The sequence below is a fragment of the Acidovorax sp. Root275 genome (assembly GCF_001428965.1).
Lineage (GTDB): Bacteria > Pseudomonadota > Gammaproteobacteria > Burkholderiales > Burkholderiaceae_C > Acidovorax > Acidovorax radicis.
Map to the genome: position 1 here is coordinate 419,260 of NZ_LMJH01000010.1, position 24,097 is coordinate 443,356.

The 24,097-nt window shown below is 66.0% G+C and carries 22 protein-coding genes; 14 read left to right on the plus strand and 8 right to left on the minus strand.

From position 1 onward, the window contains the following. Positions 1–23: 23 nt before the first annotated feature. From ASE52_RS21290 to ASE52_RS21315, 6 genes are all read right to left on the minus strand, one after another. Positions 24–935, minus strand: coding sequence for an ABC transporter permease (locus tag ASE52_RS21290; RefSeq protein ID WP_057229053.1), 912 nt, complete (start codon positions 933–935; stop codon positions 24–26). Positions 936–1,064: 129 nt separating this feature from the next. Then, positions 1,065–2,645: an ABC transporter substrate-binding protein gene (locus tag ASE52_RS21295; RefSeq protein WP_057229652.1), complete on the minus strand. Its 1,581-nt coding sequence runs from the start codon at positions 2,643–2,645 to the stop codon at positions 1,065–1,067. 85 nt (positions 2,646–2,730) lie between these two features. Then, positions 2,731–3,948, minus strand: coding sequence for a M20 aminoacylase family protein (locus ASE52_RS21300; protein ID WP_010462281.1), 1,218 nt, complete (start codon positions 3,946–3,948; stop codon positions 2,731–2,733). Between the two features lie 171 nt (positions 3,949–4,119). Further along, complete coding sequence (locus ASE52_RS21305) at positions 4,120–5,100, minus strand: ABC transporter permease (RefSeq protein ID WP_010462283.1); 981 nt, start codon at positions 5,098–5,100, stop codon at positions 4,120–4,122. 152 nt (positions 5,101–5,252) lie between these two features. Then, positions 5,253–6,833, minus strand: a complete 1,581-nt coding sequence (locus tag ASE52_RS21310; RefSeq protein ID WP_057229055.1) for an ABC transporter substrate-binding protein — start codon at positions 6,831–6,833, stop codon at positions 5,253–5,255. A 494-nt stretch (positions 6,834–7,327) separates the two neighbouring features. Further along, entirely contained in the window at positions 7,328–8,374 is a 1,047-nt protein-coding gene (locus ASE52_RS21315) for a porin (protein WP_057229057.1), read from the minus strand. 315 nt (positions 8,375–8,689) lie between these two features. Here ASE52_RS21315 and coq7 point away from each other — a divergent pair, with 315 nt between their 5' ends. Continuing rightward, on the plus strand, positions 8,690–9,307 hold the full coding sequence (gene coq7 / locus ASE52_RS21320; RefSeq protein ID WP_010462288.1) for a 2-polyprenyl-3-methyl-6-methoxy-1,4-benzoquinone monooxygenase: 618 nt from the start codon (positions 8,690–8,692) through the stop codon (positions 9,305–9,307). Between the two features lie 175 nt (positions 9,308–9,482). On the opposite strand, the gene ASE52_RS21325 is transcribed toward coq7, so the two are convergent. After that, the gene (locus ASE52_RS21325) at positions 9,483–9,932 is read right to left on the minus strand and encodes an OsmC family protein (RefSeq protein WP_010462291.1); all 450 of its coding nucleotides are present in this window, start codon (positions 9,930–9,932) and stop codon (positions 9,483–9,485) included. Positions 9,933–10,286: 354 nt separating this feature from the next. Between ASE52_RS21325 and ilvA the strand changes: the two genes are divergently transcribed. From ilvA to ASE52_RS21340, 3 genes are all read left to right on the plus strand, one after another. After that, positions 10,287–11,849: a threonine ammonia-lyase, biosynthetic gene (gene ilvA, locus ASE52_RS21330; RefSeq protein ID WP_057229059.1), complete on the plus strand. Its 1,563-nt coding sequence runs from the start codon at positions 10,287–10,289 to the stop codon at positions 11,847–11,849. Positions 11,850–11,932: 83 nt separating this feature from the next. Beyond that, a complete protein-coding gene (cobS, locus tag ASE52_RS21335; RefSeq protein WP_057229061.1) occupies positions 11,933–12,739 on the plus strand; it encodes an adenosylcobinamide-GDP ribazoletransferase in 807 nt (268 codons plus the stop codon). Beyond that, on the plus strand, positions 12,736–13,338 hold the full coding sequence (locus tag ASE52_RS21340; protein WP_082606979.1) for a histidine phosphatase family protein: 603 nt from the start codon (positions 12,736–12,738) through the stop codon (positions 13,336–13,338). Before cobS ends, ASE52_RS21340 begins: the two co-directional genes overlap by 4 nt. A gap of 30 nt (positions 13,339–13,368) precedes the next feature. Here the strand turns inward: ASE52_RS21340 and ASE52_RS21345 are convergent, their stop codons facing one another. Continuing rightward, positions 13,369–13,824 (minus strand): type II secretion system protein N, encoded by a 456-nt coding sequence (locus ASE52_RS21345; protein ID WP_010462298.1) that lies wholly within the window; start codon positions 13,822–13,824, stop codon positions 13,369–13,371. A gap of 72 nt (positions 13,825–13,896) precedes the next feature. Here ASE52_RS21345 and gspG point away from each other — a divergent pair, with 72 nt between their 5' ends. From gspG to ASE52_RS21395, 10 genes are all read left to right on the plus strand, one after another. Next, positions 13,897–14,337 (plus strand): type II secretion system major pseudopilin GspG, encoded by a 441-nt coding sequence (gene gspG / locus ASE52_RS21350; protein WP_029413934.1) that lies wholly within the window; start codon positions 13,897–13,899, stop codon positions 14,335–14,337. A 138-nt stretch (positions 14,338–14,475) separates the two neighbouring features. Beyond that, a complete protein-coding gene (locus ASE52_RS21355) occupies positions 14,476–14,907 on the plus strand; it encodes a prepilin-type N-terminal cleavage/methylation domain-containing protein (protein ID WP_057229063.1) in 432 nt (143 codons plus the stop codon). Then, a complete protein-coding gene (gene gspI / locus ASE52_RS21360; RefSeq protein WP_010462304.1) occupies positions 14,904–15,287 on the plus strand; it encodes a type II secretion system minor pseudopilin GspI in 384 nt (127 codons plus the stop codon). Before ASE52_RS21355 ends, gspI begins: the two co-directional genes overlap by 4 nt. 4 nt (positions 15,288–15,291) lie before the next feature. After that, positions 15,292–16,092 carry a prepilin-type N-terminal cleavage/methylation domain-containing protein gene (locus tag ASE52_RS21365; RefSeq protein WP_082606981.1) on the plus strand — a complete coding sequence of 267 codons (801 nt, stop codon included), beginning with the start codon at positions 15,292–15,294 and terminating at the stop codon, positions 16,090–16,092. Between the two features lie 2 nt (positions 16,093–16,094). Next, the gene (gene gspK / locus ASE52_RS21370) at positions 16,095–17,213 is read left to right on the plus strand and encodes a type II secretion system minor pseudopilin GspK (RefSeq protein ID WP_158004183.1); all 1,119 of its coding nucleotides are present in this window, start codon (positions 16,095–16,097) and stop codon (positions 17,211–17,213) included. An 82-nt stretch (positions 17,214–17,295) separates the two neighbouring features. Continuing rightward, positions 17,296–18,564 carry a type II secretion system protein GspL gene (gene gspL, locus ASE52_RS21375; RefSeq protein WP_057229067.1) on the plus strand — a complete coding sequence of 423 codons (1,269 nt, stop codon included), beginning with the start codon at positions 17,296–17,298 and terminating at the stop codon, positions 18,562–18,564. Continuing rightward, positions 18,561–19,112: a type II secretion system protein GspM gene (gene gspM / locus ASE52_RS21380; protein ID WP_057229069.1), complete on the plus strand. Its 552-nt coding sequence runs from the start codon at positions 18,561–18,563 to the stop codon at positions 19,110–19,112. The genes gspL and gspM overlap by 4 nt, the downstream gene beginning before the upstream one ends. A 32-nt stretch (positions 19,113–19,144) precedes the next feature. After that, positions 19,145–19,954, plus strand: a complete 810-nt coding sequence (gene gspN, locus ASE52_RS21385) for a type II secretion system protein N (protein WP_057229070.1) — start codon at positions 19,145–19,147, stop codon at positions 19,952–19,954. A gap of 4 nt (positions 19,955–19,958) precedes the next feature. Next, on the plus strand, positions 19,959–22,547 hold the full coding sequence (gspD, locus tag ASE52_RS21390) for a type II secretion system secretin GspD (protein ID WP_081474617.1): 2,589 nt from the start codon (positions 19,959–19,961) through the stop codon (positions 22,545–22,547). Between the two features lie 13 nt (positions 22,548–22,560). Then, positions 22,561–23,949 carry an ATPase, T2SS/T4P/T4SS family gene (locus tag ASE52_RS21395; protein WP_010462317.1) on the plus strand — a complete coding sequence of 463 codons (1,389 nt, stop codon included), beginning with the start codon at positions 22,561–22,563 and terminating at the stop codon, positions 23,947–23,949. Positions 23,950–24,097 lie beyond the last annotated feature (148 nt).

Sequence of the window (24,097 nt, forward strand, 5' to 3'; positions counted from 1 at the left end):
GATATCGCTTTTCTTGTTCTTGTTCAGCGCAGGCGCGGATTGAGGGCATCACGCAACCAGTCGCCCAATAGATTCACGGAAAGAGCAATCAGCACCAGCATGGCACCGGGGAACACGGTGATCCACCATTCGCCGGAGAACAGGTAGTCGTTGCCGATGCGGATCAGCGTGCCCAGCGAAGGCGATGTGGGTGGTGCGCCCACGCCCAGGAAGGACAGCGTGGCCTCGGTGATGATGGCCGTGGCCACCTGGATGGTGGCGAGCACCATCACGGGGCCCATGACGTTGGGCAGCACGTGCTTGCGCATGATGCGCAGCGGCGAAACGCCCGTCACGCGGGCGGCCTGCACGTATTCCTTGTTGCGCTCGACCAGGGTGGAGCCGCGCACCGTGCGCGCGTACTGCACCCAGCCGGTGAGCGAGATGGAAATGATGAGCACACCAAAGGCCAGCGACTCGTGCGCGTTGGGGAACAGCGCCCGGCCGACACCGGCAATCAGCAGCGCCACCAGGATGGCGGGGAAGGACAGCATCACGTCGCACAGGCGCATGAGCACCGCATCGATCCAGCCGCCCCGAAAACCGGCGAGCAGCCCAAACGCCACGCCCACCACCACGGAAAGCACCACGGAAGCGAGGCCCACCACGAGGGAGATGCGCGCACCGTAGATGAGCGCGGACAGGATGTCGCGGCCCTGGTCATCGGTGCCCAGCGGGTACTTCAGGGAGCCTTCGGGGCTCCAGGCGGGGGGCAGCCGCGCATCGCTGAGTTCGAGCGTGGCAAGGTCAAAAGGGTTGTGGGGTGCGACCCATCCGGCAAACACCGAACAGAACACACAGATCAGCGCGATGGCGGCAGCCACCATCGCCATGGGCGAAGTGCGGAAGCTGTAGCCGATATCGCTGTCAAACCAGCGGGCAAGGGTTTTTTTCATTGTGGGAACCAGTAAACAGGCACCAACGCAAGGCCCGGGTAGGGGCCCTGCGTGGTGTGGACTTTCAAAGAACCGGTCGTTCTCTCTTTTCTCGGCGATCTACTAACGGAGGGACTTCTGCGCTTCGTCTTACTTGCTGATGCTCATCCACTTGAAGTGCATGAAGTTGTCGGCCAGCTGCACGAGCTTGACGTTCTTGCCCACGCCCCAAGCCAGCGCTTGCTGGTGCAGGGGAATGTGGCCCACATCGGCCGCGTGCAGATCGAAGACTTCCTTGATCATCGCGTTGCGCTTGACCTTGTCGGTCTCGGCCTGGATCTTGAGCGTCAGCTCATCCACCTTGGGGTTGCAGTAGGCGCCCAGGTTGAACTGGCCCGATCCCTTGTCATCCACGCAGCGCATGAGGGCGTTGAGCGCGTTGTGCGAGTCGTAGGTAGCGGGTGTCCAGCCCAGCATGTAGAAGCTGGTGTCGCGGCGCAGCACCTTGGGGAAGTAGGTGCCCTTGGTTTCGGCCTGCAGGTTGATCTTGACGTTGATGCGCGAGAGGTTGGCGGCCACCGTCTGGCAGATGCGGCCATCATTCACGTAGCGGTCGTTCGGGCAGTTCATGGCCACTTCGAAGCCGTTGGGATAGCCGGCTTCGGCCATCAGTTTCTTGGCAGCTTCGACGTCGTAGGGAAGGCGCTTCGCGTCAGGCTGGAAGCCATTGATGCCGGGACCCACGAGCAGGGCCGAGGGGTTGGATGCACCACGCATCACGGTCTTCTTGATCCCTTCGATGTCGATGGCCTGGTAGAAGGCCTGGCGCACACGCTTGTCCTTGAAGGGGTTCTTGCCCTTGACGTTGGAGTACAGCAGCTCGTCACGCTTTTGGTCCATGCCCAGGAAGATGGTGCGCAGTTCGGGGCCGGTGATGGCACGGGTGTTGGCGCTGCCGTTCACGCGTTCGATGTCCTGCACGGGTACGGGTTCCATCACGTCCACCTCGCCCGAAAGCAGGGCGGCCACACGGGTCGCATCGTTGCCGATGGGGGTGAACACCACTTCGCTGACGTTGCCTTCGATCTTGCCCCAGTAGCTGCCGTTGCGCGTAAACACCGAGCGCACGTTGGGCTGGCGCTCACGCAGGCGGAAGGGACCCGTGCCATTCGCGCGGAACGAGGCCGCGTTCTCGATACCCTTGCGGCGGTCCACCGGGCCCACGGCCTGGTTGGTCTCGCACCACTTCTTGCTCATCATGTACACGAGCGAGATCACGTCCGGCAGGATCGGGAAGGGGGTCTTGGTTTCGATTTCGACCGTGTGGTCATCCACCTTGCGCACTTCCTTGAAGTCGTTGGTGTAGCTCTTCATGTCCGAGCCTTCCACCTGGGTGCGCCCGAAGCTGAACACCACGTCATCGGCCGTGAAAGGAGTGCCATCGTGGAATTGCACGCCCTTGCGCAGCTCGAAGCGCCACACGGTGGGGGATGTCTGCTTCCAGCTGGTCGCCAGCGCGGGGGCCAGGCTCAGGTCCTTGTTGCGGCCCACCAGTGGCTCATAGACGTTGCCGGTGACGCTCAGCTGCAGCGACTCGTTGAGCGAGTGGGGGTCCATCGACAGGGAATCGCCCTGGTTGGCGATGCGGATGGTCTGAGCTTGGGCCACCAGGCTCGCCGCCGCCAACGCGGTAAAGAGAGCGGTCAGAGCGATTTTTTTATGGAATTTCATGGAAACCTCCAGGTTGGGGAAAGCGGGGTGAAAGGGTTGGGCCGTGGCGCGGTAGTGCAAATGGGCAGGCTGGCTGGACGGTGCTTCAAGCTGCCGCCAAAGGCATGGCCTGCTCGATAAGGCTTGCGTGCAGCGCCGAGCCCAGGGGCAGGATGTCGTCGTTGAAGTCGTAGCGGCTGTTGTGCAAGGCGCTGCCACTGGCCCCTGTGCCCTGGCCGATGCGCAGATAGGCACCGGGGCGGGTCTGGAGCATGAAGGCGAAGTCCTCGGCGCCCATACTGGGCTCCAGGTCACGCACCACATGGTCGGCACCCAACAGGGATTCGGCCACGTCGCCGGCAAAGATGGCTTCGCTTTCGCTGTTGATCGTGGCCGGGTAGATGCGCTCGTAGTGCACGGTGGCCGTGGCCCCGAACCCCAGGGCAATGGCGTTGCACAGCTCCTTGAGGCGCTTCTCCACCATCTCCTGCACCACAGGGTCGAACGTACGCACGGTACCCACCAGGGTGGCGGAGCCGGGAAGCACGCTGAAGGCGCCCAGATCACCCGCTTGCACAGCGCACAGGCTGACCACGGCGCTTTCAATGGGTCGCACATTGCGCGAGACGATGCTTTGCGCGGCTGTGATGATGTGTGCGGCCACCACCACCACGTCCACCGTCTGGTAGGCATGGGCGCCATGGCCGCCCCGGCCGGTGATCTCGATGGTAAAGCGATCGGCCGCAGCCATCATGGGGCCCGAGTTGATGCCCACCGTGCCGGGTTTCATCGCCGGCCAGTTGTGCATGGCATAGATGGACTGCACCGGGAAGCGGTCAAACAGACCGTCTTCCATCATCACGCGGGCCCCGGCAAAGCCTTCTTCGCCAGGCTGGAACACCAGCACGGCCGTGCCGTCGAAATTGCGGGTCTCAGCCAGGTAGCGCGCAGCCCCGACCAGCATGGCTGTGTGGCCGTCATGGCCGCAGCCGTGCATCAGGCCGGGCTTGCAGGACTTCCACGAAAAATCGTTGTGTTCGGACAGGGGCAGTGCATCCATGTCGGCGCGCAGGCCCACCATGCTGCCACTGGAGGTGCTGCGGCCCCGGATCACGCCCACGACCCCTGTGCGGCCGATGCCGTCATGGATCTCGTCCACCCCGCAGAGCTTCAAGGCCTCTTTGACGCGCGTGCTGGTGTAGATTTCTTCGAAACCCAGTTCAGGGTGGGCATGCAGATCCCGGCGCAGCGCGGTCAACTCGGGGTGGTACTGCGCAATGTGCGCAAACGCCCGGCCACCGGCTTTGTATCGAAGCGACTGCATTTCAATTGGCCACGGAGCTGCACAGGCCCCACGACGCTTGAAACCGGCACGGCCCAGGCCAGTGCCCCCGCGCAAGGGCCGCCCCGCCGCGCTGGGGGCGTCCCCCTCCCGCTTCGCGAAGCGAAACGAGAGAGGGGGAAGGCGCGAAGCGACTCAGGGGGTGCATCATCTCTAGTGCCCTCCTGCCTTGCCCACGCGCAGGCGCGGGTCCACGGCAAAGTACAGCAGATCCACCACCAGGTTGATCACCACAAAGATCAAGGCAATCAGGCACAGGTAGGCGGCCATCACCGGGATGTCGGCAAAGGTGACGGCCTGAATGAAGAGCAAGCCCATGCCCGGCCACTGGAACACGGTCTCGGTGATGATGGCGAACGCAATCAAGCCACCCAGCTGCAGGCCGGTGATGGTCATCACGGGCACCAGCGTGTTCTTGAGCGCGTGGCCGAAGTGGATGGCCCGGTTGGAGAGGCCCCGGGCGCGTGCGAACTTGATGTAGTCGGTGCGCAGCACTTCCAGCATTTCGGCGCGCACCAGCCGCATGATCAGCGTGAGCTGAAAGATCGCCAGCGTGATGGCAGGCAGCGTGATGTGGTGCCAGCCCTTGGCCTTGAGCAGGCCGGTGCTCCACCACCCCATCTGCACCACCTCGCCCCGTCCAAAGCTCGGGAACCAGCCCAGCGTGACCGCGAACACCAGGATCAGCAGGATGCCGATGAGGAAGGTCGGCAGCGACACGCCCAGCAGAGACAGCGTCATGAACAACTGGCTCGTGAAGGTGCCACGCTTGAGGGCCGCATACACGCCCATGGGAACACCAATGGCCAGGGCCAGTACGGCCGCCACTAGCGCCAGCTCCAGCGTGGCAGGGAAGCGCTCCGCGATGAGGCGCGAGACTTTGGCCCCCTGGCGCAGGCTCAGGCCAAATTCGCCTTGGGCTGCGTTGACCAGAAAGTGCCAAAACTGTATGAAAAAGGGCTTGTCCAGGCCCAGGGAGGCGCGCAGTTCGCGGATCTGCTCCGGGGTGGCGTCCTGGCCCAGCAGGAACACCACAGGGTCTCCCACGTACTGGAACAGCATGAAGGAGATGAAGGCCACCGTGACCATGACAATCACAGCCTGTATCAGGCGGCGCAATATAAAGGCGAGCATCGGAGAGTCGATTGAGTGTTCGATGGGAACGCCGCAGCCACTTTTGATGGCAGGGCGCTGGCAGGCAATAGGCGGTCGTCAAACCAGACCAAAAACCGAACCAAAGAAAGCAAGGGCCTCAGGGCCCTTGCTCTCAGTGTGTCAGGAACCGGTCAATTCACCTTGACGGTGCGCATGTCCACACGGTTGTCTGCGCGGTGGACCAGTTCAATGTTCTTCTTCACGGCCCATGGGATCACCTGGTCATGCAGAGGAATGTGGGACACGGTGTCGTTGGACAGTTGCAGCGCCTCTGTCAGCATGCGGGCGCGCACGGGTGCATCGGTTTCGGCTTTGATGCGGTCCACCAGGTAATCCATGCGCTGGTTGCTGTAGCGGCCGACGTTGTAGTTGCCGTCACCACCCTGGCCGACGCTGCGGACCAGCGATTGCAGGCTGTACAGCGCATCGAAGGTAGGCACGCCCCAGCCAAGCATGTAGATGCTGGCTTCGTAGCGCTGGATCATGGGGAAGTAGTTGACCAGCGGCAACGTGCGCAGCTTGGCCTTCACGCCCACGCGCGACCACATGGCGGTCACGGCCTGACAGATGGCTTCGTCGTTGATGTAGCGGTTGTTGGGGCAGGCAAAGTCCACTTCAAAGCCGTCAGGGTAGCCGGCCTCGGCCAGGAGCTTCTTGGAGGCCTCTACGCTGTAGGGGAAACGCTTGCCCACCGCCTCGGTATAACCCGCCACTTGCGGGGCAACGATGGTGCCCGTGGGCTTGCCCAGGCCGCGCATGATGTTGCGGGAAATGGTTTCCGCATCGATCGCCTGGTACAAGGCCTTGCGCACGCGCACGTCCTTGAGCGGATTCTTGCCCTTGATGTTGGAGCCCGGCAGTTCTTCACGGAACTGGTCCATGCCCAGGAAGATGGTGCGGTTCTCAATGCCGTCGATCACCTTGAGATCGGGACTGGCGCGCAGGCGGCCCAGATCCTGGGGAGTGGGGTCCAGCACCATGTCCACTTCGCCCGACAACAGGGCTGCAATGCGCGTGGCGGCAGACTTGATCGGGGTGTAGACGATTTCGGTCACATTGCCGTCCATCTTGCCCCACCAGTTGGGGTTGCGCTTGAACACCATCTTCACGTCCGGCTGCCACGAGTCCAGCGTGTAGGGGCCGGTGCCCATGGCATTGCGGTGGGCAAAGTTTTCATCCGTGCCCTTGATGTCCTTGGGCTCCACGGACTTGTTTTTTTCCGCCCAGGCCTTGCTCATCATGCGCAGTTCGGTCATCTGGCGCAGCAGCACCGGGTTCGGCGCGGTCAGGATGACGTCAATGGTCTGCGCGTCCACCTTGTTGATTTTGCTGATGCCCTGGATGTAAGGGGTGAAATTCGATGTCTTGGCCATCGCGCGCTGCAGCGAATACACCGCATCGTCGGCCGTAAAGGCCGAACCATCATGGAACTTCACACCCTGGCGCAGCGTAAAACGCACCTGCGTGGGGCTGACCTCTTTCCAGGCAGTTGCAAGCACGGGTTCCACATCAAAGGTCTTGCTGTTGTAGTAGACCAGGCTTTCGTACACGTTCGCATGGATGCCGTTCTGGAGCGCATTGTTCTGCGAATGAATGTCCCAGGTTGCGATCTCCCCCTGGCTCGCCCATTTGAAAGGCTTGGCGTGCAGCGCTGGCGCTGCCAGCAGTGCAGCCACCGCAGCCACGGACAAAAGACTGTATTTGAGTTTCATGGAACCCTCTTGAATAAAAGTTTTACTATGCAGTAAAGGTTGCTCTATAGCCAACGGGAAATCCCTGAATCCCCGGCACCACGAAGGGCCTTGAAGGCCGATTTTGTAGAGGTGAAGTACGCAAGGATGGTGCCAATAATCTGCACCAATGCAAAGAAGGGGAAGAAACCTCGGAGACAGTCCAAAAATGCCATCACGTGGCATCGCTTGGCACTGAGGTGGTCGGCATGTTCCCGGAGTTACATGCCGGAACGGATGAAAACGGGTGGCTTGGGAGATCAACATTCCGAGTTCTCCCCCAAGAAACACTGCGATGGCGATTACCCCATGCTCCCAAGACAAACGACGGTTGAATGTGGAAGGGCGCTTGGTACGCCCGGAATCTAGCGGCCCTCGGCAGCCTCATCAAAAACCAAAATGAGAACGAAAAAAAGCCGCCCGAAGGCGGCTTTTTAGCTTGGATATCGTCAACTGGCCAAAAGCCAGTTTCGATATTAGAAGCTGTGACGGATACCGAAGTCGTAGCCGTTGGAGTTGTCGCCAGCAGCAGTCACGGAACCGTTCAGGGACTGAGCGGAGCCGTTCTTGTTGCTCACGTGAGCGTACGTAGCGTACAGAGCCGTGCGCTTGGACAGGTTGTGCACATAGCCCAGAGCCAGCTTGTTGGCACGTGGATCGGCACCGGGGGTTTCGATCTTGTAGGTGGAGTAAGCCAGACGGATTTCGCCAGCGCCCACGGGCACCAGACCACCGATCAGGAAGCCCTTGCCTTCGTTGCCGTTCTTGATGTCGTCGCTGTTGTAGTGAGCCATGATCTTGGCCACGCCCAGGTCGTACTGACCACCCAGGTTGAATGCCTTGATGTTGGCGTTCAGGAACTTGGTGTCAGAGAAAGCCAGAGCCACGTTGATGGGGCCATTGGCGTAACCAGCGCGCAGGGCCAGGCCGTTGCCGTCCTTCTTGTTGGCCGTGTTGCTCAGGTTTTCACCCATGTAGTACTGTGCTTGGCCGTAGAAGCCGCCCAGGTTGCCAGGCAGGAAGTAGCCGATGGCGTTCGAAGCGCGCACGGTGGTTGGGCCACCCAGGCTGGAGTTCAGGGTTTGGCTGGTGCCAACGCCGTTCGTGCCGAACGGATCGAACACGGTCAGGTTCCAGAATTGTGGGGTGTAGTCACGGCCCAGACGCACTTCACCGAAGCCGCCGTTCAGGCTGACCGTCGAACGACGGTTGAACACCAGACCGCCGCCAGTGCTGACAGCTGCTTGGTTGTTGGTGTTGGTAACGCCGCCGGTACCGTTGTCGTTGTTCAGACCAGCTTCGAGCCAGAACGAAGCGGACATGCCGCCACCCAGATCTTCAACGCCGCGGAAGCCCAGACGGCTGCTGTTGTAGCCGGAGTTCGTCAGTTGGGACTTGTTAGCGACGCTACCGGAACCGTAAGCGTAGGTTGCATCAACCACGCCGAACAGGGTCACGGACGATTGAGCCATTGCAGCGCCGGAAGCAGCCAGCACAGCCAGGGCAATCAGGGATTTTTTCATTGCGAGTTACTCCAAGGTTAAACATAGGGCGCCGGTACGGGGGGTCTATGGTGAAAGCACCTGCACAGTCCCGCCGGTTCCCCGGGCCAACCTCCTGGTGGGGAAGTTGCTCTTATTGCACCAGACCCGGCCAGGTTTCGCAAAGGAATTCACCCACAATCGCCCCGAAAGGGAAAAATCGTTGCAGTGTTGCAACATTTCAATGAACAGCGGCAAAATCGATCTGCTCGCCTTGGGACGGCTTCCCGGCAGCCTCCGATATTTGTATCCAAGTGAAATTTGTGTTTCCGAGCCCTTGCCAATCTGAAAGCCTCCATGGACTCTTTGCTCACTGCCGCCGACACTGCCCTGCGCACCCTTTTTGCAACCCCCCGTGCCTCCGAACCCACGCCAGCGCGCGGCATGGAGGAAGGCACGCTCGACCCTGCACAAAAGAAGCTGGCGGGGGCACTGATGCGCGTCAATCACGTGGGTGAAGTCTGTGCGCAAGCCCTTTACACGGCCCAGGCAGCCGTCACGCGCGACCCCGCACTCCGGGTTCACCTGCTGGAGGCCGCCCGCGAAGAAACAGACCACCTGGCATGGACCCAGCAGCGCCTGGACGCCCTGGGCGCGCGCCCCAGCCTGCTCAACCCCCTGTGGTTTGCGGGCGCCTTCGCGCTGGGGTTGGTCGCGGCCAAGGTCAGCGACCGGGCGAGCCTGGGTTTTGTGGCAGAAACTGAAAACCAGGTGGCGGCGCACCTGCAGAGCCATCTTGCACGGCTGCCCGCGCAGGATCTGGCCTCGCGGGCCGTGGTGGCCCGCATGAAGGACGACGAGGAACGCCACGCGGCCCAGGCCCGGGCCTCCGGCGCGCTGGAGCTGCCGCCCCCCGCCCGGGCGGCGATGAAGGCAGCGGCCAAGGTGATGACCACCACCGCACACTACCTCTGACCGCTACCGCCCAGCGAACGCACAGACAGGGACCGCAAAAGGTGCCGCGCGCCCACAGCCTCTGAAACTGGCGCAGCCCAGGCTAGGCCAGCAGACGCCATGGAACTGGCTTCGCCAGGCCACTGGCGTCGTCCCCCTGGGGGGAAGGCGCCGAAGGCGACTCAGGGGGGTTATTTCAAGCTTCGACCACCTCAAACCCGGTGGTGATCTCCGCCGTCTTGCCCAGCATGATGCTGGCCGAGCAATATTTGTCATGGCTCATGGCAATCGCGCGCTCCACCGCAGCGGGCGGGATGCCCTTGCCCGTCACGGTGAAGTGCATGTGGATCTTGGTGAACACCTTGGGGTCCGTCTGTGCACGTTCGGTGGTCAATTTGACGCTGCAGCCTCGCACATCGTGGCGGCCCCGCTTGAGGATCAGCACCACGTCGTAGGCCGTGCAGCCGCCCGTGCCGGCCAGCACGGTCTCCATGGGCCGGGGCGCCAGGTTCTGGCCGCCGTTGGCCGGATTGGCGGCGTCGGGCGCTCCGTCCATGGTCAAGACGTGGCCGCTGCCGGTCTCGGCCACAAAACCCATGCCGGAACGGGTTCCCGACCCGCCGGTCCAGCTGACTGTGCATTCCATTGTGTTTCTCCTGTGTGATACGTGGTTTTTTCGCACGGAATGGCCCGGCGAAACAAAAATTTGGTGTTGATTTTGCTGCAATGCAACAAGACTCGCGCTAAACTTCCCCCAAGCGCTGCTTTTTCTGAATGGAAAAGGCAGATGGCAAGAAGCCCGGCATCCGGATCTTGCCCCGCACCGATTGTCTCCTCCATCTCCTCAAAGGATGGATTAGCCCCAGGCCTCACGGCCCGGGGCTTTTTTTTGGCTGGACCGGCCGCGCAGCGGCCCCCACCGGCGAATCGGCCTGCAAAAACCGACCCCCTATGATGTGGACCCCCGCCGCTGCCCCGTGGCGGCCCCACCTGCCCTGCCATGACCCAGCACCTGACCCCTGCCGACTACCTGAAGAAAATCCTGACCGCCCGCGTGTACGACGTGGCGGTGGAGTCGGCCCTGGAGCCCGCCAAGAACCTCAGCCGCCGCCTGAACAACAAGGTGCTCTTGAAGCGCGAGGACCAGCAGGCGGTGTTCAGCTTCAAGCTGCGCGGCGCCTACAACAAGATGGCGCACCTCACGCCCGAGCAGCTCCAGCGCGGGGTGATCTGTGCCTCGGCCGGCAACCACGCCCAGGGCGTGGCCATGAGCGCCCACAAGCTCGGCACGCGCGCCGTGATCGTCATGCCGACCACCACGCCACAGCTCAAGATCGACGCGGTGAAAACGCTGGGCGGCGAGGTCGTGTTGTTTGGCGAGAGCTATTCCGACGCCTACGGCCACTCGGTGAAGCTCGAAAAGGAACAGGGCCTGACCTTTGTGCACCCCTTTGACGACCCGGATGTGATCGCGGGCCAGGGCACCATCGCCATGGAGATCCTGCGCCAGCTGCAAAGCCTGGGCAGCAACCGGCTGGACGCCGTGTTCGTGGCCATCGGCGGTGGTGGGCTCATCTCGGGCGTGGCCAACTACATCAAGGCCGTGCGGCCCGAGATCAAGGTGATCGGCGTGCAGATGAACGACTCGGACGCCATGATCCAGTCCGTCAAGGCGCACGAGCGCGTGACGCTGGCAGACGTGGGCCTGTTCTCCGACGGCACCGCCGTGAAGCTGGTGGGCGAGGAAACCTTCCGCATCACCCACAGCGGCCTGGTGGACGAGTTCATCACGGTGGACACCGATGCCGTCTGCGCCGCCATCAAGGACATCTTCGTGGACACGCGCAGCATCGTCGAGCCCGCAGGGGCGCTGGCCGTGGCCGCCATCAAGCAGTATGTGGACACCCACAAGACCCAGGGCGAGACCTACGCCGCCATCCTGTGCGGCGCCAACATGAACTTCGACCGCTTGCGCTTCGTGGCCGAGCGCGCCGAGGTGGGCGAGGAGCGCGAGGCGCTGTTTGCGGTGACGATTCCCGAAGAGCGCGGCAGCTTCAAGCGCTTTTGTGAACTGGTGGGCGAACTGCCAGGTGGCACGCGCAACGTGACCGAGTTCAACTACCGCATCAGCGACGCCGCCCAGGCCCATGTGTTTGTGGGCCTGACCACGCAGGGCAAGGGCGAATCCGAAATCATCGCCCAGAACTTCAGCCTCCACGGCTTCGAAGCGCTGGACCTGACCCACGACGAGCTGGCCAAGGAGCACCTGCGCCACCTGGTGGGCGGGCACTCGGCCCTGGCACAGGATGAGCGGCTGATGCGCTTTACCTTCCCCGAGCGGCCGGGCGCGCTGCTCAAGTTCCTGAGCCTGATGCAGCCGACCTGGAACATCAGCCTGTTCCACTACCGCAACCAGGGAGCGGACTATGGCCGCATCCTCGTGGGCATGCAGGTGCCACCCGAGGACGCTGCCACGTTCGACGCCTTCCTGGCCACGCTGGGCTATCCGTATGTGGAAGAGACGCTGAACCCGGCCTACCGATTGTTCTTGCGTTCCAAATAACCAGAATATGGGTCAAATTGGCATCCAGCGCTTATCCAACAAGCGCTGGCAGCTATCAAATCTGACATAACCACCGCCAGCCCATGCAAGCCCTGCGCCACTACCTGCTGGCCGTGCAGTTCTTCACCCGCATTCCAGTCACCGGTCGGCTGGCGCAGTGGGTGGGTTACAGCCCCGCCATGCTGCGGGCCAGCGCGGCGCATTTTCCGGGCATTGGCTGGCTGGCGGCGCTGCTGTCCACCGCCGTGTATGCCGCGCTGCACTGGGCCCTGGCGCCCAATCCGCTCGCCCCGGCCGTGGCTGCCGTGTTCTGCACCATCGCCACGGTGCTGATGACCGGGGGTTTTCACGAAGACGGCCTGGCCGATGTGGCCGACGGCCTGGGCGGCAGTGCCGACCGCGAGCGGGCGCTCGACATCATGAAAGACTCGCGCATCGGCGCCTTCGGGGCCATGGCGCTGGTGCTGGCGCTGCTCGCCAAGCTCAGCCTGCTGGCACTGCTGGGTGCCCACAGCCTGCTGGCTGCGGTGGCCGGGCTGGTGGGGGCGCATGTGGTGTCGCGCTTCTGGCCGCTGCTCATCGTGCGCAGCCTGCAGCATGTGGGCGACACCGCCCGGTCCAAAAGCAAGCCGCTGGCGGACCAGATCTCGGGCGCGGCGCTGGTGACGGCATTTTTATGGTGTTTTGTACCGCTGGCGCTTGTCTGGCAAGCGCAAAAAGCTATATTTTTAATAGCGTCGATCCTGCTGAGTGCCCTCGCCGCCGCCTGGATGGCGCGCTGGTTTGCGCGCCGGCTGCAGGGCTTCACGGGGGATTGCCTGGGGGCCACGCAGCAGGTCAGCGAAATCGGCTTTTACCTGGGCGCGGCGCTGGCCTTGCGCTGGATGTGAAGCCCCTGGCTCAACCGCAGCGCGGTGCCCGCCTCTGGCTGGTGCGCCACGCCCAACCTCTGGTGGCACCCGGTACCTGCTATGGCGCGCTGGACATCCCCGCCGACCCCACCGCCACCCGCGCTGCCGCAGAACGCCTGGCCACCGCGTTGCCGACCCAGACGCGGGTGGTTCACTCTACGCTACAAAGATGTGAGCAGCTTGCGCAAGAACTGCAAGCGATGCGGCCTGATTTGACCCCAAAACCCGACGCCCGCCTGCGCGAAATGGACTTTGGCAGCTGGGAGGGGCAGGCCTGGGATTCCATTGCCCGCAGCGACATCGACGCCTGGACGGCCGCATTTGCCCACTACCGCCCAGGCAAGGGGGAAAACCTGGCGGCGGTGCTGGCCCGCGTGGCCGCTGCGCTGCAGGACCACGGCCCCGGCGGCCATGCCCCCCGTGGGGCCACGCAGGATGTGGTGTGGATCACCCACGCCGGGGTCATCCGCAGTGTGGCGTGGCTGAAGGCGCACGGCAGCGGCGTGCTGCCGCGCCCGGAAGAATGGCCCGTCGCCGCGCCGGGCTGGGGCCAGTGGGAAAGGATCGACCTGGGCTAGCGCAAATGCCAGAGACCTGCTGCCCTCGAATCAACGCTTGAGCGGCATGTCCAGCGTGAGCGTGGCCGGGCCACCGGCTTCGCGCCCCAGCTGTGCCTGGCGTGGGCCCACCGCCTGCAGCAGCAGCCCCTCATCCACTGCGGTGCCCACCCGGAACGGCTTGGCGGGCTTGCCATCCACCGCGATCAGCGCGGCACCGCCCCCGCTGTTGCGGCCCGAAAGCACCCCGATCAGCGCGAACCGGCTGGCCAGCGTCGCCACCGGGGCGGCCGCCACCACACCCGGGGCTGCGGGCACAGCCCCCAGCAGCCGGGCCAAGGCCTGCGCATCGGGCGCCACGGGCGCGGGCAGCACCACGGGCGCTGCGGTTCCGGCCGCAGGGGCCGACAGGCGCAGTCCCCAAAAGACCACGCTGGCGCCTGCGGCGGCCCATAGCGCCAGAGTCCCCAGGCGGACGCCCCATTTGCTGTACGTATTGGTCACCATGCGGGGATTATGATTCACGCGATTCGACCATCCGAGAGACCGCCAGCAGTGAACACTTCTTTTCCCCGCCTCTTGCGCTCCGCACACCACCGCCTGGCCAGGAATGTGGCCCGTGGCTTCACCCTCATCGAGCTCATGGTGGTGCTCGTCATCATCGGCGTGCTGGCCGCCCTCATCGTGCCCAATGTGCTGGAACGTGCCGACGATGCCCGCGTGACCGCCGCCCGCACCGACATCACCAACATCATGCAGGCGCTCAAGCTGTACCGCCTGGACAACCAGCGCTACCCCACGGCCGAACAGGGCCTTCAGTCGCTCATCATCAAACCCACCTCGGGGCCGGTACCCAACAACTGGAAGCTGTACCTCGAAAAACTGCCCAACGACCCCTGGGGCCGTCCGTACCAGTACCTGAACCCCGGCATCAAGGGCGAGATCGACGTGATGTCGTTCGGCGCCGATGGGCAGTCGGGCGGCGAAGGCAAGGACGCGGATGTTGGCAGCTGGCAGTAGTGTGGCCCCCACGGTCGCGCACTGCGTGTCGCTCCCTGCCCCCCGAGGGGGCCGGGCCTTGCCTGGGGCGGCCCAGCGCTGCGGCCGCTCGCCTTCTGGAAACGCCGCGACCGTTGCAACCTCACGTTGCATAGGCCCATGAACCGCTCACGCGGCTTCACCCTCCTTGAATTGCTGGTGGTCATCAGCATCATCGCCCTGGCCACGGCCGGGGTAGGGCTGGCGATGCGCGACAGCGGGCAGACGCTGGTCGAGCGCGAGGCGGCCCGGCTGGCGGCGCTGCTGGAATCCGCGCGGGCCCAGTCGCGCGCCGGGGGCATGCCTGTGCGCTGGCGTGCCGACGCGCGTGGTTTCCGGTTCGAGGGCCTGCCGCCCAGCGCACTGGCGGCAATGCCCGGCCAGTGGCTGGATGCAGGCACCACGGTGCGCGCGCCCACGCTGCTGGTGCTGGGGCCGGAGCCCCTCATTGGGCCCCAGCAGGTGCTGATCACCCACCAGGCCTATCCCGAGCGCACGCTGCGCGTCGCTACCGACGGGGTGCGTCCCTTCACCGTAGAGACCGTCCAATGAACACCCCCCTGCCCCCCTGCCGCCGCAAGCGACTGCGCGGTTTCACGCTGGTGGAGGTGCTGGTGGCGCTCAGCATCGTGGCCATCGCACTCATGGCGGGGCTGCAGGCCACCACGGCGCTCACGCGCAATGCGCTGCGCCAGTCAGACATCGTGCTGGCCCAGCTGTGCGCCGAGAACGAACTGGTCTATGCGCGCCTTTCACGCCAGATGCCCAGCGTGGGCGACAGCCAGCTCACCTGCGAACAGGCCGGGCGCCAGCTCACCGTGGCCCTGATCGTGCGGCCCACGCCCAACCCGAGCTTCCGCCGCATGGACGCGCAGGTGCTGGATGGCGACAACTCCATCCTGCGCATCTCCACCATCATCGGAAGGTATTGACTAGATGGCCCCCCTGAGTCGCTTCGCGCCTTCCCCCCAGGGGGACGCCACCCGTGGCCTGGCAAAGCCAGTTCCACGGTGGCACTGGCGTTTGGGCGCGCCAGGTTCCACGGCCTCCGGCGATGCGCGGCTGCATGCAAGAAGGAACCAGTCACGCCGCACTCACGGTGGCTTCACGCTGGTCGAGCTGCTGCTGGCCATTGCGGTGATGAGCCTGCTGGCCATCCTGAGCTGGCGGGGGCTTGATGGCATGGTGCGGGCGCAAGAGATCACGCGCCAGCGGGCCGACGAGATGCTGGTGCTGCAGTCGGCCCTGGGCCAGTGGGGCACGGACCTGGATGCACTGATGCCCATTGCCAACACCACGCCGCTCGACTGGGATGGCCAGGTGCTGCGTTTGACGCGGCGCAGCAGCGCGGTGCCCGACGAGGGCGCCCTGGTGGTGGCGTGGACGCGCCGGGGTACCCAGGGTGTCGGCCAGTGGATGCGCTGGCAGTCGCCACCGGTGCGCACGCGCGCCGAATGGCAGGAAGCGTGGCAGCTGGCCGGGCAATGGGCGCGCAGCCCGGGCGAGGCCGAGCGGCGCCGTGAGATGACGCTGCTGCCACTGGAGGACTGGCAGATCTTTTATTACCGGGGCGGTGCGTGGTCCAACCCGCTGTCCAGCAGCGGCGCCACGCCGGCGGGCACCTCTGTCATCCCCGATGGCGTGCGCCTGCAGATCACCCTGCCGCCCGGCCAGGCGCTGGTGGGCCGGCTCACGCGCGACTGGGTGAACCCCGTGCTGGGTGGGGGGCGGACATGACAATGACAAGCCCCCCCCTGAGCAGCTGCGCCGCTTCCCCCCAGGGGGACGCCACCCGTGGCCTGGCAAAGCCAGCTCCACGGTGGCACTGGTCTGGGTCGCGCCAGTTTCACAGCGCCTCCGGGGGATTCCACACGTGGCCGCGCCCGGTTCGCAGGGAGCGCGGCGCTGCACTGCTGCTGGCCATGCTCACCGTCACCCTCGTGGCCACTTTCGCGGCGGCGTCCATGTGGCAGCAGTGGCGCGCGGTGGAGGTCGAGACGGCCGAGCGCGGCCGCGTGCAGTCCACCTGGATTCTGGTCGGCGCGCTCGACTGGTCGCGCCTGATCCTGCGCGAAGACGGCCGCTCGGGCGGCGCCGACCACCTGGCCGAGCCCTGGGCCGTGCCACTGCAGGAGGCGCGGCTGTCCACCTTTCTCGCGGCCGACAAGAACGTGAGCCAGGTGGACGACGCCACCACCGACACCACCCAGGCCTTTCTGTCGGGGCAGATTTCGGACATGCAGGGCCGGCTGAACCTGACCAACCTAGTCGATGGCGGCAATGTGCAAACCCTGACGCTGCGGCAGTTCACGCGGCTGTTCGAGCGCCTGGCACTTCCGCAGCAGGAACTGAGCCTGCTCACCGACGCTCTGCGGCGCGCGCAGGCCACCACCGGCGCCGACGTCAACACCGCCCCTCTTTTGCCCCCCACCATGTCCCAATTGGGCTGGCTAGGCCTGGCGCCCACCACCGTGGCCCGCCTGGCGCCCCACGTGACGCTGCTGCCCGTGCGTGCGCCGGTCAACCTCAACACCGCCGACATCGATGTGCTGCTGGCCGCCATCGACGGCCTGGACATGGCCAGTGCCCAAAAGATGCTGCAAGCCCGCGAAGCCCGGCATTTCCGCACGCTCAGCGAGGTGCGCGACCTGCTGGGCGCCAGCATCGACATCAATGAAGGCGCACATGCTGTGGCCTCCTCGTACTTCGAGGTGCGCGGCCGCCTGCGCCTGGGCGACGCCATGGTGGACGAGCGATCGCTGGTCCGCAAACAGGGCATCGAGGTCACCACGCTGTGGCGCGAACGGGGTGCTTTTGACCGCGAAACTGCCCCCGGCACGCCGGAGGCACCGCGCTGAAATCTGACACATCTGCAACACATCCGCAGGTTCGGCCCGCACCGTCAAGCCCGCCCCCTAAAATGGCCCGCAAAACCTGTCCATGAGCACCCTCATTCTTTTCCTGCCGCTGGCCCGTCCGGGGCCGGCCACCGAGTACAGCTACACGCTGACGGCGGACGGCCACACCGCCCTTCGCCACGCCACCGCCCCGGCCGCGCTGCTGCCCGAACCCACACGCCCTGGCGGCGAAGTGGTGGCCGTGGTGCCGGCGCGGGCACTGTCCTGGCAACGGGTGCAACTGCCGCCTGGCTTGGCATTGGGCGCGGGCCAGCAGACACCGCGCCTGAGGTCGGCCTTGGAGGGGCTGCTCGAAGACCGCGTGCTCGACGATGCAGCACAACTGCATTTCGCCATCCAGCCCGATGCCAATGCGGGCGAACCCGTGTGGGTGGCGGTGTGCGACCGCAACTGGTTGCGCGAAAACCTGCAGGCCCTGGAAGCCGCCGGCCGCCGTGTGTCGCGTGTCGTGCCTGAATTCTCCCCTGGCCCCACCCCCAGTGGCCGTCCCGAGCTGTGTGCCCTGGGCACCCCCGAAGACGCCTGCGTGGTGCTGACTGGCCAGGGTGCCGACCACGGCGTGGCCGTGTTGCCCCTGTCCATTGCCTCCGTGATGCTGGCCCGTGCCGGGCTGCCCCAGGATGCAGCCACGGACGAAGACAATGCACCGGTGGTGCGCGCCGAGCCTGCGGTCGCGGCCCTGGCAGAGCGCACCCTGGGCCAGCGCGTGGCACTGCACACCGCCAGCCAGCGGGCGCTGGACGCCGCACGCGGCGACTGGGACCTGGCCCAGTTCGATCTGGCCAGCACAGGCCGCACCCGTGCACTGCGCAAGGCAGGCAGCCTGGCCAGCGCACTGCTGAATGCCCCCCAGTGGCGCGCGGCGCGCTGGGGTGCGGGACTGCTGGTGGTGGCCCATCTGATCGGGCTCAATGCCTGGGCCTGGCAGGAGCGCCAGGCGCTGGCCGCCAAACAGGCAGCCGTGCGGTCCACGCTGACCCAGACTTTCCCCAAGGTGCAGGTCGTGGTGGACGCCCCGGTGCAGATGGAACGCGAACTGGCCCAGCTGCGGCAGGCGGCCGGTGCCGTATCGGCCCGTGACCTGGAGCCCTTGCTCGCTGCCGCAGGAGCAACCTTGCCCAGCGGCCGCCAGCCCACGGGCATCGAATACGCCCCCGGCGAGCTGCGCCTGCGCGGTGTCACGCTGGCCCCCGATGAAGAATCCGTGCTCTCGGCCCGCCTGCAGGCGGCGGGCTACCGGGCCCGGCTGGACGATGGCAGCCTGCTGCTGCGCGCGGAAGGCACACCATGACCACCATTACCTCCCCCGCCCTGCGCGCCCGCTGGCAGGCCCTGGCCCCGCGTGAGCAAAACATGGTCCTTGCCGCGGGCGGCCTCATCGCCTTCGCCCTGCTGTGGTGGCTGGCCGTGGCACCGGCCCTGTCCACGCTGCGCGCCGCGCCAGCGCGCCACGCCGAGCTGGACACACAGTTGCAGCGCATGCAAGGCCTGCGCTCCGAGGCGCAGCAGCTGCAGTCGGCCCCGCGCAATACGCGCGGCGATTCCGTCGGTGCGCTGCGCACGGCGCTCGCACAACGCCTGGGCAATGCGGCCCAGCTCAACGTGGTGGGCGACCGCGCCACCGTCACGCTCAAGGGCGCCCCCGCCGACGCGCTGGCCCAGTGGCTGGCCCAGGCACGCAGCAACGCCCGCGCCGCCCCGGTGGAAGCGCGCCTGACCCGCAGCACCGCCGGGGCCAGCCCCGCGCCCAACGCCCCGGTCCCCCTGGGCGGCGCGGCCGCTGCGATGCCACGCTGGGACGGCACCCTGGTGCTGGCCCTGCCGCCCGCCCAGCCCTGAATCTGCCCACCGGCACCCGACACCCTCTCCCCGTGGCCACCTCCTCACGACATCGAAAACCCGTCACCCGCGCGCCCCGCAGCGCATGGGCCTGGGCGCTGACCGGCGCCGTGGCGGGCGTATTGCCTGCCGTGGTGGTGTTTGCGCCAGCGCACTGGCTGGCGCAAAGCGTGGCCAGCGCCACGGGCGGGCAGGTGCAGCTGTTGCAAGCGCGGGGTACGGTCTGGACGGGCTCTGCGCAGCTGGTGCTGACGGGGGGCGCTGCCAGCCAGGACAGCGCCGCCCTGCCCGGCCGCCTGGACTGGCGAATTCGCCCCAGCTGGAGTGGCCTGCACGCGCAGCTGCATGCCAGTTGCTGCACCCCCACACCACTGCAGCTGCAAGCGAGTGCAGGCTGGTCCGGCACGCGCCTGACCGTGATCGACGGAGAGAGCCTGTGGCCAGCCTCCGTGCTGACCGGGCTGGGCACGCCCTGGAACACCCTGCAGCCCCAGGGCCAGCTGGCGCTGCAGACCCGCGGCTTCACCCTTCGGTGGAGTGCCGGGCGCATGTCCCTGGCGGGCCAGGTGCAGCTGGATGCCCGGGCCATGTCATCCCGCCTGTCCACCCTGCGCCCCATGGGCAGCTACCGGCTCGCGGTGCAGGGCGGCGAGGTGCCCACGCTCACCCTGAGCACGCTGGACGGGCACCTGCAGTTGAATGGTTCCGGCCAGTGGGTGGGCAACCGCCTGCGCTTTGCGGGCGAAGCCAGTGCCGCCCCCGAGCGCGAAGCAGCCCTGTCGAATCTTCTGAACATCATTGGACGGCGCAGCGGCGCGCGCTCCATCATCACCGTGGGTTGAACCTATGAACTCCTTGTTGTCACCACGTCTGGGTTTTGCTCTTAAAGCAATAGCAGCTAGCGCATTACTGGCATGCGCCAGTGGCCAAATTGTTGCCCAAACCGCCATCGATACCGGCACGGGCAGCGTGCGCGCCGGCGAGCCCGTCACCCTGAATTTCGCCAACGCCGAGATCGAAGCCGTGGCGCGCACCATGGCCACCATCACGGGCCGCAATGTGGTGGTGGACCCGCGCGTGAAGGGCCAGCTCAACCTGGTCACCGAACGCGCCGTGACACCCGCCGCCGCCTTCCAGCAGTTCCTGGCAGCGCTGCGGCTGCAGGGCTTCACGGTGGTGGAGGCTGCAGGCCTGTACAAGGTGGTGCCCGAAGCCGACGCCAAGCTGCAGGGCGGCAGCGTGAGCGTGGTGCAGGGCAGTTCTGGCAGCGCCCCCGGTGGCGGGCAGATCGTCACGCAGATCTTCAAGCTCAACTTCGAGAACGCCGCCAACCTCGTGCCGGTGCTGCGCCCGCTGATCAGCCCCAACAACACCATCAACGTGAACCCCGGCAACAACTCGCTGGTGATCACCGACTACGCCGACAACCTGCAGCGTCTGGCGCGCATCGTGGCGGCCATGGATGTCTCCAACGCCAGCGACGTGGAGGTGATTCCGCTGCGCAACGCCATCGCCACCGACCTCGCGCCGTTGGTGGCGCGCCTGATCGATGGCGGCAGCGGCGCCGCACCGGTCGCCGCACAGGGGCAGGCCGACACCTCGTTCAAGACCACGCTGATTGCCGAGCCGCGCAGCAACTCGCTGATCCTGCGGGCCGCCAACCCGGCCCGCGTGGCCCAGGTGCGCGCGCTGGTAGCCCAGCTCGACCAGGCCCCCGCACCCGGCAGCAGCGCATCCACCGGCAACATCCATGTGGTGTACCTGAAGAACGCCGACGCCACCAAGCTGGCCACCACGCTGCGCGCGGCCATGGCGGCCATGGGCGGCAGCGGCAACACGGGTGGTGGCAGTGCGGGCGCGAGCGCCGCGCCGGCGGCGCCCAGCGGCGGCCTGGGCGGCGGCAGCAACAGCGGCAGCATCCTGAACACGGGCAGCGGGCTGTCGGGCAGCAATACAGGGGGCCTGGGCACTGGCGGCAACACGATGGGCACCAGCAGCACCAACAACAACCAGCCCTCCACGGGCGGCCAGATCCAGGCCGACCCCACCACCAATTCGCTCATCATCACGGCACCCGAGCCGCTGTACCGCCAGCTGCGCGCGGTCATCGACAAACTGGACGGGCGGCGTGCGCAGGTGCTGGTCGAAAGCCTGATCGTGGAAGTGTCGGCCAACAAGGTGGCCCAGTTCGGCATCCAGTGGCAGGGCATCCTGGGCAAGCAGGGCGATGGCACCGTGGGCGTGATCGGCACCAACTCCGGTGCGGCCGGCGCCAACATCCTGGGGTTGACGGCCGCGCTCGCGTCAGGCAGCGCCACCAGTATCGCCACAGCAGCCACCGGGCTGGGCGGCGGCATGAATCTGGCGCTAGCGCCGCGCGTCAACGGCCAGTACTACCTGGGCGCGCTGGCCAACTTCCTGCAGAACAGCGGCGACGCCAATGTGCTCTCCACCCCCAACCTGATGACGCTGGACAACGAGGAGGCGCGCATCCTCATCGGCGACAACGTGCCCTTCGTCACGGGCTCGTATGCGAACACCGGCAACAGTGGCACCGTGAACCCGTTCAACACCGTGGAGCGCAAGGACGTGGGCCTGATGCTCAAGGTGCGCCCGCAAATTGGCGAGAACGGCACCGTGAAGATGGCGATCTACCAGGAGATCTCCAAGATCGACCGATCCACCCTGTCCAACGCCACCGGCCCCACCACTAGCAAACGTGCGGTCGAATCGAACGTGGTGGTGGACGACGGCAGCATCATCGTCATCGGCGGCCTGCTGGAGGACACCTACTCGCAGGGCGAGGACAAGGTGCCCCTGATGGGCGACCTGCCCGTGGTGGGCAGCCTGTTCAAGAGCGAGAACCGCTCGCGCCGCAAAACCAATCTGATGATCTTCCTGCGCCCCATCGTAGTGCGTGACAACGCCACCAGCGACGCATTGGTCGTGGACCGTTATGAGGCCATCCGTGCCTTGCAGCACACCACACAGCCTGGCCCCAGCCTGATGATGGGCACGGTCTCTGGCGCCCCCATCCTGCCCGCGCTGCCTGAGCGGGCGCCTTCGGCCCCCAGTCCTGCGTCCGTGCAGCCCGCCGTGCCGGTGCCCCTGCAGCCGCTCGCCCCCGTGGCACCACCGACCCCACCTGCACCGCAAAGCAGCGCACCCGCCGCCCCGGCGGTCCAGGCACAGGCCCCGGCACCGCAGTACTACGTGAATGTGGGCGTGTTCGGCAAGGACGCGGAGTCGCGCACCGCCATGACCAAGCTGCGCAGCTCCGCCCTGCCCCTGTCCATTCAATCGGTAGACACCAACCGTGGCACGCTCACCCGCGTGCGGGTCGGCCCCTACAACTCCGAAGACGCTGCCAATGCGGCAGCCGCCACCGTGCGCAGTCTGGCACTCAACGCCACGGTCTCGCCCCAGGCGCTCTGAGGGACCCACACCCATGCGCCATCCCCTGCCCTACGCCTTTGCCCGTACCGCCCAGCTGCTGCTGGAGGACGACGGCCACCACCTGGTGCTGTGGCATGGCCCCCACCCTGACGCGGGGGCGCTGTCGGAGGTGTTGCGCAAGCACGCCGTGCAGCAGCTGCTGCCGCTCGACGCCCCGGCACTGGCCCAGCGCATCAGTGCCGTGTATTCGCACAGCGAATCGAGTGCGGCCACGGTTGTGAGCGAGGTCGAGAGCGATGCCGATCTCTCGCGCATGATGCAGGAACTGCCCGCCGTGGAGGACTTGCTGGAGTCCGCTGGCGACGCGCCCATCATCCGCATGCTCAATGCCCTGCTCACGCAGGCCGCGCGCGACGGAGCAAGCGACATCCACATCGAACCGTACGAGCGCCATTCCAGCGTGCGCTTTCGGGTGGACGGCACGCTGCGCGAGGTGGTGCAGCCCAACCGCGCCCTGCACGCCGCCCTGATCTCGCGCCTGAAGATCATGGCCGACCTCGACATCAGTGAAAAACGGCTGCCGCAGGACGGCCGCATCAGCCTGCGCCTGGGCACCCGCGCCATCGACGTGCGCGTGTCCACGCTGCCCAGCGCCCACGGCGAACGTGCGGTGCTGCGGCTTTTGGACAAGAGCGAAAGCAAGCTCAGCCTGGAAGCCGTGGGCATGCAGGGCGACACCTTGCGCCGCTTCGAAGGCCTCATCTCGCAGCCGCACGGCATCATCCTGGTGACCGGGCCCACGGGCTCGGGCAAGACGACCACGCTGTACGCGGGCCTGGGGCGCCTGGACGCCACGCGCAACAACATCATGACGGTGGAAGACCCGATCGAGTACGAGCTGCCGGGCGTGGGGCAGACGCAGGTCAACAGCAAGATCGAGCTGACCTTTGCGAAGGCCCTGCGCGCCATCCTGCGGCAGGACCCGGACATCATCATGATCGGTGAAATCCGCGACTTCGAGACCGCGCAGATCGCCATCCAGGCCTCACTGACGGGCCATTTGGTGCTGGCCACGCTGCACACCAACGACGCGGCCAGCGCCGTGACGCGCCTGACCGACATGGGGGTGGAGCCCTTCCTGCTGTCGTCCTCGCTGCTGGGGGTGCTAGCGCAGCGCCTGGTGCGCAAGTACTGCAGCCATTGCCAGGGCAGCGGGTGCGATCACTGCGGCCAGACGGGCTACACGGGCCGCACCGGCGTGTTCGAGCTGCTGGTGACCACGGACGCGATCCGCGCGCAGATCCACAACCAGGCGTCCGAAGCCGACATTCGCACTGCGGCGCTGGCGGGTGGCATGGCCCTGATGCGCGACGATGGCGAGCGGCTGATTGCCGCGGGCATTACCAGCCGTGAAGAAGTGCTGCGGGTAACCAGGGACTGAGATACCCCCTGAGCCGCGGCGCGACCTCCCCCGAAGGGCGACGTAGCCGGTGGCCTGGCAAAACCAGCTCCACGGGTGCACTGGCCTGGGGCGCGCCAGTTGCAAGCGCTGTGGGGTTGCGCAAAACCATGGCAAGCCACCATTTACT